The sequence below is a fragment of the Klebsiella sp. MS 92-3 genome, from assembly GCF_000195655.1.
Classification (GTDB): domain Bacteria; phylum Pseudomonadota; class Gammaproteobacteria; order Enterobacterales; family Enterobacteriaceae; genus Klebsiella; species Klebsiella pneumoniae.
In genome coordinates this window covers 1225-11096 of sequence record NZ_GL882837.1, presented here as the reverse complement: position 1 = coordinate 11096, position 9872 = coordinate 1225, and the positions used below count along the sequence as shown (strand labels likewise).

Below are 9872 nucleotides of genomic sequence, written 5' to 3'. Positions count from 1 at the left end.
CCGTCGCGACAGGCCTGAAGTAAGCCTGAACTTCGTTCAGGCGAAATAATCAGAATGTGGTGGGGGTGTGGGCACTGATGATGCGGCAGATGCCTGCCGAGGTGTTGCTGAAGCTGTGCGGAATGCCGGTATTAATGGCATAGCTTTGTCCAGCCACCAGGTGGTACGACTGACCGTTAATGGTCAGCACGATCTCACCTTCCAGTATGGTGCCTATCTCCTCACCCTGATGCTTAATCCTCTCCCCGGTCGTGGTTCCAGGCTGGTAAGTTTCAAAAATCATCGCCAGCGTACGGTTCGGATTTCCGTTATGAACCAGCTTCATGGAAACGCCCTGACTTCCCATCTCAATCAGGTCATCCTGATTAATGACCACCTGGGGTTCGTCCGGCTTTTCGGGTTCAGAAAAGAATTCCGAGAGCGACAGCCCATAGACTTTCAGCAGCTTTTGCAGCGTACTGATGGCAGGACTGACTTTATCCTGCTCTATGGTGCTGATGGCACTATGTGTTAACCCAGACAGTTCGGCGGCACGACGCTGTGAGAGACCCAGCTGCTGGCGGATCTCTGACAGACGTTTCCCTGGCGCCAGTCCGTCATCGCTCATATTTGCATTTCCTTAACGGTAGTGGTCAGCGCCGCCGCTTTTCAGCATGATGGCCCTGACAGGCGGTGATAAAACCATCAAACAACATACGCGACAGGGCGTATTCGCTACTGTTCCATTCTGGATGCCACTGTACGCCCAGCGCGAAAGGATGATCGTTCACGCTGACCGCTTCCACCAGTCCATCCGGCGCTCGCGCCTCCACGCGCAGCTGCGGACTGAGGGTTTTTGCCCCTTGCCCATGTAGCGAGTTTACCCAAAACGTGTTGCAGCCCGGTATCAATTGCGACAGCAATCCTCCTTCCTGAACCTCAACCTGATGGGACGGCGCATACTGCTGCTCGACGGGCAGTTCAGGATCTTCGCGATGTTCAAGGAGCTCAGGCTGCTCGAACAGACGACGATACAGAGTCCCGCCGGTGGCGACAACCAGTTCCTGCAGTCCACGACAGATGGCGAAAATGGGGATGCGCCTTTCGAGCGCGGCGTTAATCAGCGCCATGCTCAGAAGATCACGCCCGGGGTCGGCGTCAGGCTCATCGCCGTTTTCACCATAAAGGTGCGGCTGCACATTGCTGGGGCTGCCTGGCAGGTAGATCCCGTCCAGTTTATCAACGACCGCGTTCAGTAGCTCCGGCTCCGCCAGCGCATGCGGCAGGGCAATCGGCAGTCCGCCGGCGTTCACAATTGCATTCAGGTACTTTTCTTGCAAGGTCTGGGTCTGGTGACCCTTAAGCCTGTTTCTACACATCACGACGCCAATAACTGGCTTGTACATTATATTTTCCATGATCGCCCTCACAAAGTGGACTAAATTATGACCGCTATAGCGGGTTTAACGGCCATATCGTTCAATATTTTCTCAATCTAGCAGTGGAAATAGCCCTTTGCAAACTTAATTTAACATTTGACAAACAATTTATTTGCATACACAGTCGATGGGGTGGACATTATATTTAACGGTCTGAGTGCAGGACCGAAACCCAACCAACGGCGGTGAATCATGGAAACCAATATCGTAGAAGTTGAGAATTTTGTTCAGCAAACGGAAGAGAGACGGGTTAGCGCGTTCGCGAAAGAAGTGAAGCGCTACCTCGAAACCTACCCTGATACCCAGTATGTCGATGTCCTCCTCACTGACCTGAACGGCTGCTTCCGCGGCAAGCGCATCCCGGTTGCCGGCCTGAGCAAACTGGAGAAAGGCTGTTATTTCCCGGCCTCGGTGTTTGCGATGGATATTCTCGGCAATGTGGTGGAAGAGGCCGGTCTGGGCCAGGAGATGGGCGAGCCGGATCGCAGCTGCATCCCGGTACCCGGCACCTTAACCCCTTCGGCGGCTGACCCACAATCGATAGCCCAGGTACAGCTAACCATGGTTGATGAAGATGGCGCTCCCTTTGACGTTGAGCCGCGGAACGTACTCAACCGCCTCTGGCAGCAGCTGCGCCAGCGCGGGCTGTTCCCCGTGGTAGCGGTAGAGCTGGAGTTCTATTTACTGGACCGCAAACGCGATGCCGAAGGCTACCTGCAGCCGCCGTGTGCGCCGGGCACTGACGATCGCAACACACAAAGCCAGGTCTACTCGGTCGATAACCTTAACCACTTCGCCGACGTGCTCAACGACATCGACGAGCTGGCCAAACTGCAGCTGATCCCCGCCGATGGCGCGGTGGCGGAAGCCTCGCCGGGCCAGTTTGAAATCAACCTTCACCATACCGATAACGTGCTGGACGCCTGCGATGATGCGCTGGCGTTAAAACGTCTCGTGCGTTTGATGGCGGAGAAGCATAAGATGCACGCCACTTTTATGGCGAAGCCTTATGAAGAGCATGCCGGCAGTGGGATGCATATCCACATCAGCATGCTGAACAATAAAGGGGAAAACGTGCTGGTGGACGGCGATGGGGAAGACTCTGCGCTGCTCAAACGCGCGCTGGCCGGGATGATCGATCTGATGCCGGCCTCGATGGCGCTGCTGGCGCCGAACGTGAACTCGTATCGCCGCTTCCAGCCGGGGATGTACGTCCCGACGCAGGCTTCGTGGGGGCATAACAACCGCACCGTCGCGCTGCGTATTCCGTGCGGCGAGCGGCAGAACCACCGCGTGGAGTATCGCGTCGCGGGGGCGGACGCCAACCCGTATCTGGTGATGGCGGCGATTTTTGCCGGCATTCTGCACGGGCTGGATAACCCCCAGCTGCCTTTACAGGAAGAGGTGGAAGGTAACGGTCTGGAACAAGAGGGCCTGCCGTTCCCGATCCGCCAGAGCGATGCGCTGTGGGAGTTTATGCAGAACGATCACTTGCGTGAGCGCCTCGGCGAGCGTTTCTGCCATGTTTTCCATGCCTGTAAGCATGATGAATTACTGCAGTTTGAGCGTCTTATCACAGAAACCGAAATTGAGTGGATGTTGAAAAACGCCTGATGGTCGCCCCGCGAGGGGCCCATAAGTTTGGTAATCAGTAGCATCATACGGCCTGAGCGGAGCCTGGCCGACGTTTTTGCTGGGAGCCCAGCCATTTCCCGGATGTCGCGTTAAGGAGCGCAGGCGGCAACGGGGCTTCAGTTAACGACACAGTGTGTGACGAGGAAATGAGATGATGCAGATGTTCAAATATCCGCAGGGAGAGGGAGGCCGCTCAGGCCGCATTGGATGCCAGCCAGCTACCGCTTACCGGTCCGTCTTACCCTTTTATCTACGCCTTACCCCTTTGCTAAGCAGGTTTGTCACGCGGACGTTGGGCCCGCAAACTGTTAACAGCAAGGGGGGGATGGGCGATGGCTATTAATCCTCCGGCGCATAACGCCGCTCAGGCGGGCAGACCGCGTCTGCGTAAATCCCTCAAACTCTGGCAAGTGGTGATGATGGGGCTGGCCTATCTGACGCCAATGACGGTGTTTGATACCTTCGGCATCGTCTCCGGCATCAGCAATGGCCACGTTCCGGCGTCTTATCTGCTGGCGCTGGCTGGCGTGCTGTTCACCGCCATCAGCTACGGCAAACTGGTGCGTCAGTTTCCGGAAGCCGGTTCCGCCTATACCTACGCGCAAAAATCCATCAGTCCGCACGTCGGCTTTATGGTTGGCTGGTCGTCGCTGCTGGATTATCTGTTTCTGCCGATGATCAACGTCCTGCTGGCGAAGATCTATCTCTCGGCCTTGTTCCCCGAAGTGCCGCCGTGGGTGTGGGTAGTGACCTTTGTCGCTATTCTGACCGCCGCGAACCTGAAAAGCGTTAACCTGGTGGCCAACTTCAATACACTGTTCGTGCTGGTGCAGATTTCGATCATGGTGGTGTTTGTCATTCTGGTGGTGCAGGGGCTGCATAAAGGCGAGGGGGTGGGTACCGTCTGGTCGCTGCAGCCGTTTATCAGCCAGAATGCGCATTTGATCCCGATTATTACCGGCGCGACCATTGTCTGCTTCTCGTTTCTCGGTTTCGACGCGGTGACCACCCTGTCGGAAGAGACCCCTGACGCCGCGCGGGTGATCCCGAAGGCAATTTTTCTCACCGCGATGTACGGCGGCATTATCTTTATCGTCGCGTCGTTCTTTATGCAGCTGTTCTTCCCGGATATTCATCGCTTTAAAGACCCCGATGCCGCGCTGCCGGAGATTGCGCTGTACGTGGGCGGCAAGCTGTTCCAGTCGATTTTCCTGTGCACCACCTTTGTTAACACCCTGGCGTCCGGCCTGGCCTCCCATGCCAGCGTCTCCCGTCTGCTGTACGTGATGGGCCGCGACAACGTCTTCCCGGAGCGCATTTTTGGCTATGTGCATCCGAAATGGCGTACCCCGGCGCTGAACGTGATTATGGTGGGCATCGTTGCGCTGTCGGCGCTGTTCTTCGACCTGGTGACCGCCACCGCGTTGATTAATTTCGGCGCGCTGGTGGCCTTCACCTTCGTTAACCTGTCGGTGTTCAACCACTTCTGGCGGCGCAAGGGGTACAACAAAACCTGGAAGGATCGACTGCATTATCTGCTGCTGCCGATGGTCGGGGCGTTGACGGTCGGGGTATTGTGGATCAATCTCGAGGCCACCTCCCTGACGCTCGGCCTGGTGTGGGCGGCGCTTGGTCTGCTGTACCTGACTTATCTGCCCCGACGCTTCCGCAAACCGCCGCCGCAGTTTGATGCCGCTAAAGCGGAGCAGGCCTGGGAGTCATAGGTTCTGAGGCATAAACTGAACGAAGGCAGGCCCGCAGGCCTGCTTTCGTTTTGGCTTCGGTAAGGGACAGTACAGGACGGTAAAGAAATCAGCAGAAAACGGTGGGGAACGGAAGGTATTATTTCTTCTTTTTATGGACAGGTAACTGACTGGCGCGCCGCTCTTTGAGGTACGACACCAGGCTGTAGATGGCGACGCCCAGCAGCGCCACCGCGACGATAAAGAGAATAAGACCCGACATAGACCAACCTAATATTCTGTTTGGAAAGGGAAAAAGATACAGGGCTCTGTGTGAAGATAACATCGGGATATGTCTGAAAGATGACGCCTCATCGCGAGAATATCCGGCGGCGGGGTTGTGATAAAATATTTCCCGCAGGGATGTGACCGCCTGGGTTTCACCTGAAATGGCGTAACACTCCGTTAAGTGATTTTACAGAAGTGCGGCCTATAGCGAGTTACGCTGACCGCGAATAAGAACGATCTGAGAGTCAGTCATGTATAAGAAAACCCTCAGCCTGCTGGGCGTAGCGTTGGCGCTGTCTGCCTTCGCCAGTCAGGCTGAAAGTGAACGTCAGGCGAGCCGCGAGCGGATCGTGGAGCAGGTCCTCAAGCCGTGTGAAGGCAAAAAGGCGGGCGATAAGGTGGTGATTACCGATCGCCGCGGCGGCGAGCACGAGGCGATCTGTACCCTGACGGCGGTTCCGCTACCGGAGTAGCGCCCGCCGCACGGTGCCGCTTATCGATACCGCGGCGCAGGCTGTCCGGTTCGCGCGCTGGTAAACAGCGCCAGTCTGGACTGCTCAAAAGTCTCCCACAGTCCCAGGTCATGAACCGGTGGTAAGGTGACCTGTTCCCCCATCTCCAGCCCCCTGAGAGCGGCGTCAACCAGATCCTCGGTGGTCATTACCGTGCCGCTGGGCAGAGCGTCCAGCGCCACGCCGGAGGTCGGCCACAGATCGGTAGCGGTCGCCGCCGGCAATACCGCCTGAATACGCACGCCGCTGTCGGCAAACTCCTCCTGTAGGCCGCGGGTGAAGCTCAACACCCAGGCTTTGCTGGCGCTGTAGACTGCGCTGCCCGGCAGCGTATGCAGCGCGAGGATAGAGGCAATATTGATCAGCGTCCCCCGGCGTCGTGGGGTGAAAGCGGCCAGCGCGGCATAGCTCAGACGCAGCAGCGCGGTGGTGTTGAGCGTATGAATCGCCTGGTGCTCGCGTGGCATACTGGCGAGAAAACCCGCCAATTTCGCGGTGCCGGCGTTGTTAATGAACAGGTCGATGGCGGGATCCTGCTGCAGACGCTGCTCTACGGCGGCAATCCCGTGCTCTTCGCTAAGATCGGCTTTGAGGATGCTTGCCTGGATGGCGTAGCGCGCCTGCAGCTGGTCGGCGAGCGCCTGCAGACGGTCTTCACGACGGGCGGCGAGGATCAGGTTGTAGCCGCGGGCGGCGAGTCGTTCGGCATAGATCGCGCCGATACCTGAGGACGCGCCGGTGATAAAAGCTGTGTGCGATGGTTGGGTCATGAGAAATGCCTCGTAAAAGGTTGCATTATTAAACCAAATTCAGCATGAGATATTAGGTTTAATAATGCAACCATTTTGCCAGGACTTTTTCATTTTTGCCTGTCGAGGGCAGCGTTTAGTCGTTCAGCGGGATAGCGATGGTGATGTCCGCCGGGGCCAGCTCACGGCCATCCGCCGCCTGCAGGACCAGCTTACGCAGGGGCTGGCGCTGCTGGCGGTCAATGAGCCGGGTCGCCGGTTCGTCAGGATCGAACAGATAGTCGTCTGCCCACTGGGAGAGGGCGACCAGCACCGTTTGCAGGGCACGGCCCTTATCGGTCAGGACATACTCCTGCCAGGCGCTGCCGTCGGAGGCCGGCTGCAGGCGCAGGATGCCTTCATCCACCAGCATTTTCAGCCGCCCGGCGAGCATGTTTTTGGCGATACCGAGGTTTTTCTGGAATTCGCTAAAACGGCGCACCCCGCGCAGAGCATCGCGGACGATCAGCAGCGACCACCAGTCGCCGATAACGTCGAGGGAGCGGGCGATAGGGCAACAGCTGTTTTCCAGACGGGTACGTTTCACGAAAGCCTCCAGGTTAATTGTTTCATTATAAAACTCTTTGCCTGGCAGGGGAAATTTTCGGCTACGGTCTAAGTTTGCGAGCGATTACCAGGAAAAATGTCATAAATCCGGCACAATTAACGCGATGATAATAAATGACTAAGGATGAAGGGATGAAAAAACGTCTACTTGCCGCCGCCGTTGCCGGCGCGGTGATGTTATCCGCTGGCGCTCAGGCGCAGGACACGGCCGCCCCGGAGGGGTATCAGCTGCAGCAGGTGCTGATCATGAGTCGTCACAACCTGCGTGCGCCGTTGGCCAATAACGGCAGCGTGCTGGAGCAGTCCACCGCCAAGGCCTGGCCGCAGTGGGATGTGCCGGGCGGCCAGCTGACCACCAAAGGCGGTGTGCTGGAGGTGTATATGGGCCACTATATGCGCGAATGGCTGGCGCAGCAGAAGCTGGTGACCAGCGGCGAGTGCCCGCCGGAAAACGCGGTTTATGCCTACGCTAACAGCCTGCAGCGCACCGTCGCCACCGCGCAGTTCTTTATCACCGGCGCGTTCCCGGGCTGCGGCATCCCGGTGCATCACCAGCCGCAGATGGGCACCATGGACCCGACCTTCAACCCGGTTATTACCGACGACTCCCCGGCGTTTCGCGAGAAAGCGCTGCAGGCGATGGAAAAAGAGCGCCAGGGAATGCAGTTGACCGAGAGCTACAAGCTGCTGGAGACGATGATCGATTACCGCAACTCGCCCTCCTGCAAAGAGAAGAAGGTCTGTTCCCTGAGCGAGGGTAAAGATACCTTTAGCGCCGGTTATCAGCAGGAGCCGGGAGTGTCCGGACCGTTGAAGGTGGGCAACTCGCTGGTAGACGCCTTCACCCTGCAATATTATGAAGGCTTCCCGAAAGATCAGGTGGCGTGGGGGGAGATCGCCAGCGATAAGCAGTGGCAAGTGCTGTCGAAGCTGAAAAATGGCTATCAGGATAGTCTGTTTACCTCGGTGGCGGTGGCGCAAAACGTCGCCAAACCGCTGGTTAAATATATCGATAACGCGCTGGTGGGCGAGGGAGCCAGCAAGGCGAAAGTCACGCTGCTGGTGGGACACGACTCGAATATCGCTTCGCTGCTCACCGCCCTGGATTTTAAGCCCTATCAACTGCCCGGCCAGTATGAGCGCACTCCTATCGGCGGCAAACTGCTGTTTCAGCGCTGGCATGACAGCGCCGGCAATCGCGATCTGATGAAGATTGAGTATGTCTATCAAAGTACCGAGCAACTGCGTAACGCCGACGCGTTAACCCTGCAGGCCCCGCCGCAGCGGGTCACTCTGGCGCTTAACGGCTGTACGGTTGATGACCAGGGATTCTGCCCGCTGGAGACCTTTAAAAAGGTGATCAACGAGGCGGCGAAATAACGAAAAAAACCCGGAGCACTCCGGGTTTTTTTAGCAGGTTAGGGTGAGCCCAGGTGGGGATAAACCTCCTAGACGTTTTTACGCTCAATCGTCTGTTCGCCCCAGAACAGGCTGTCTTTATCGGTTTTGGCAAAGGCCAGCGCCAGCACTTCGTCGCTGCCTTCCTCCCAGATTTGCTCCGCCAGTTTTTCATCGTAGTGGGCGACTTCGAAAATCGCCTCGGCAATTTCCGGCGAGGTGTTACGTAAACTTGCCCATTCGCCGACGCGATGTGCTTTTGCTTCTTGAGTTGGCATAGTGCTCCTCCTGCAGAAGATTAGCCGTGCAGTTTAACGGCCAGTTTGGCGACATGTTCACCCTGATAGCGGGCGATGGCTAACTCTTCCTCGCTCGGCTGCCGCGAGCCGTCGCCGCCGGCGATGGTGGTTGCGCCATAAGGGGTACCGCCGCGTACCTGGGAGATATCGAATAGCTCCTGGGCGCCATAGCCGATCGGGACGATGATCATGCCGTGGTGGGCCAGCGTCGTCCAGGTCGAGGTAATGGTTTGTTCCTGGCCGCCGCCGGTACCGGTTGAGCTAAATACGCTGGCGATTTTGCCATACAGAGCGCCGGACGCCCACAGACCGCCGGTTTGATCGAGGAAAGTACGCATCTGACCGGACATGTTGCCGAAGCGCGTCGGGGTACCAAAGATGATGGCGTCATACTCTGCCAGCTCCTGCGGCGTGGCGACGGGCGCGTTTTGCGTTTTCCCGCCTGCTTTGGCGAATGCTTCAGCCTGCATGGTTTCCGGCACGCGCTTCACAACCACCTCAACGCCGTCCACCCGGTTCGCCCCATCGGCGACGGCGTGAGCCATGGTTTCAATGTGTCCATACATGGAATAATAAAGCACCAGAATTTTAGCCATTTCCATCACTCCTCGGTTGCATTATAAGCCAGCAAAATAGCTGGTACCTTTAAAGATAAAGCCTCCGCCGGAGAGTGCAAATCCAACGGGCATTTGTTTGATTTATAACAAAATGACAAAGCGTTATTTACTTTTCCTTGCACCGCGCGGCCTGAAAGGAAGTGAAGGAGGAAGCGTTGCGCCTGCTATTTTGGCCGCTGCGGCGAGGATGTAGCATCAGGATACATTTTTGCTGACTATTTTTTCTTCGCCAGCAGAGTCGGTTAGGAGCTGTTGGCGGCGCGAGGAAGCTTTTTTCGCCCGGCTTTGTTTCTGGATATTACATTCGCCGCCGTCAGCCGCAGTCATTCACTAACCTTATAGATACGCGGCAGGACAGCGGCGTCGCCGCTCCCGCGTAATGCACTATGATGTCTAACCTAATGGAGGTCAGTAATGGCAAACCATCGTGGCGGTTCCGGCAACTTTGCCGAAGACCGTGAAAGAGCATCAGAAGCAGGACGTAAAGGTGGCCAGCATAGCGGGGGGAATTTTAAAAATGACCCTCAGCGCGCCTCAGAGGCTGGCAAAAAAGGGGGTAAAAACAGTCATGGTAGTCGTGAAAGTTAACGCGCGACTCGCACTGTTCTCTTTGATGCGGTGTTAATCTCCCCGACCCAACCGCATCGCCCTCGCCGCCGGCATCTGCC

General features: G+C 57.0%; 13 protein-coding genes. 5 read left to right on the top strand and 8 right to left on the bottom strand.

Annotation, left to right across the window (positions count from 1 at the left end; all coding sequences use genetic code 11):
• Positions 1 to 49 precede the first annotated feature (49 nt).
• Together puuR and puuD are read right to left on the bottom strand one after the other, a co-directional pair.
• Positions 50 to 607, bottom strand: a complete 558-nt coding sequence (puuR, locus tag HMPREF9538_RS07735) for an HTH-type transcriptional regulator PuuR (RefSeq protein ID WP_002898590.1) — start codon at positions 605 to 607, stop codon at positions 50 to 52.
• Between the two features lie 25 nt (positions 608 to 632).
• Positions 633 to 1385 (bottom strand): gamma-glutamyl-gamma-aminobutyrate hydrolase, encoded by a 753-nt coding sequence (gene puuD / locus HMPREF9538_RS07740; protein ID WP_020802183.1) that lies wholly within the window; start codon positions 1383 to 1385, stop codon positions 633 to 635.
• A 225-nt stretch (positions 1386 to 1610) separates the two neighbouring features.
• On the opposite strand from puuD, the gene HMPREF9538_RS07745 reads away from it, so the two are divergent.
• Complete coding sequence (locus tag HMPREF9538_RS07745) at positions 1611 to 3032, top strand: glutamine synthetase family protein (protein ID WP_002898595.1); 1422 nt, start codon at positions 1611 to 1613, stop codon at positions 3030 to 3032.
• Positions 3033 to 3385: 353 nt separating this feature from the next.
• The gene (locus tag HMPREF9538_RS07750) at positions 3386 to 4777 is read left to right on the top strand and encodes an APC family permease (protein WP_009485764.1); all 1392 of its coding nucleotides are present in this window, start codon (positions 3386 to 3388) and stop codon (positions 4775 to 4777) included.
• A 118-nt stretch (positions 4778 to 4895) separates the two neighbouring features.
• Here the strand turns inward: HMPREF9538_RS07750 and HMPREF9538_RS31750 are convergent, their stop codons facing one another.
• The gene (locus HMPREF9538_RS31750) at positions 4896 to 5018 is read right to left on the bottom strand and encodes a small membrane protein (protein WP_002898600.1); all 123 of its coding nucleotides are present in this window, start codon (positions 5016 to 5018) and stop codon (positions 4896 to 4898) included.
• Positions 5019 to 5274: 256 nt separating this feature from the next.
• Between HMPREF9538_RS31750 and HMPREF9538_RS07760 the strand changes: the two genes are divergently transcribed.
• Positions 5275 to 5496, top strand: a complete 222-nt coding sequence (locus HMPREF9538_RS07760) for a hypothetical protein (RefSeq protein ID WP_002898602.1) — start codon at positions 5275 to 5277, stop codon at positions 5494 to 5496.
• A gap of 20 nt (positions 5497 to 5516) precedes the next feature.
• Here HMPREF9538_RS07760 and HMPREF9538_RS07765 read toward each other — a convergent pair whose 3' ends face one another.
• Positions 5517 to 6305: an SDR family NAD(P)-dependent oxidoreductase gene (locus HMPREF9538_RS07765; RefSeq protein WP_009485763.1), complete on the bottom strand. Its 789-nt coding sequence runs from the start codon at positions 6303 to 6305 to the stop codon at positions 5517 to 5519.
• A 115-nt stretch (positions 6306 to 6420) separates the two neighbouring features.
• Complete coding sequence (locus HMPREF9538_RS07770; protein ID WP_004141456.1) at positions 6421 to 6870, bottom strand: winged helix-turn-helix transcriptional regulator; 450 nt, start codon at positions 6868 to 6870, stop codon at positions 6421 to 6423.
• A gap of 152 nt (positions 6871 to 7022) precedes the next feature.
• Between HMPREF9538_RS07770 and agp the strand changes: the two genes are divergently transcribed.
• Entirely contained in the window at positions 7023 to 8270 is a 1248-nt protein-coding gene (agp, locus tag HMPREF9538_RS07775) for a bifunctional glucose-1-phosphatase/inositol phosphatase (RefSeq protein WP_032420451.1), read from the top strand.
• A 68-nt stretch (positions 8271 to 8338) separates the two neighbouring features.
• Here the strand turns inward: agp and HMPREF9538_RS07780 are convergent, their stop codons facing one another.
• The 3 genes from HMPREF9538_RS07780 to HMPREF9538_RS32415 form a co-directional block, all read right to left on the bottom strand.
• The gene (locus HMPREF9538_RS07780; RefSeq protein ID WP_002898701.1) at positions 8339 to 8566 is read right to left on the bottom strand and encodes a YccJ family protein; all 228 of its coding nucleotides are present in this window, start codon (positions 8564 to 8566) and stop codon (positions 8339 to 8341) included.
• Positions 8567 to 8586: 20 nt separating this feature from the next.
• Positions 8587 to 9183, bottom strand: coding sequence for an NAD(P)H:quinone oxidoreductase (gene wrbA / locus HMPREF9538_RS07785; protein ID WP_002898704.1), 597 nt, complete (start codon positions 9181 to 9183; stop codon positions 8587 to 8589).
• A gap of 216 nt (positions 9184 to 9399) precedes the next feature.
• Positions 9400 to 9531, bottom strand: coding sequence for a hypothetical protein (locus tag HMPREF9538_RS32415; RefSeq protein ID WP_004221451.1), 132 nt, complete (start codon positions 9529 to 9531; stop codon positions 9400 to 9402).
• Between the two features lie 87 nt (positions 9532 to 9618).
• Here HMPREF9538_RS32415 and HMPREF9538_RS0128155 point away from each other — a divergent pair, with 87 nt between their 5' ends.
• Positions 9619 to 9792 carry a general stress protein gene (locus HMPREF9538_RS0128155; RefSeq protein ID WP_002898708.1) on the top strand — a complete coding sequence of 58 codons (174 nt, stop codon included), beginning with the start codon at positions 9619 to 9621 and terminating at the stop codon, positions 9790 to 9792.
• Positions 9793 to 9872: the final 80 nt, after the last annotated feature.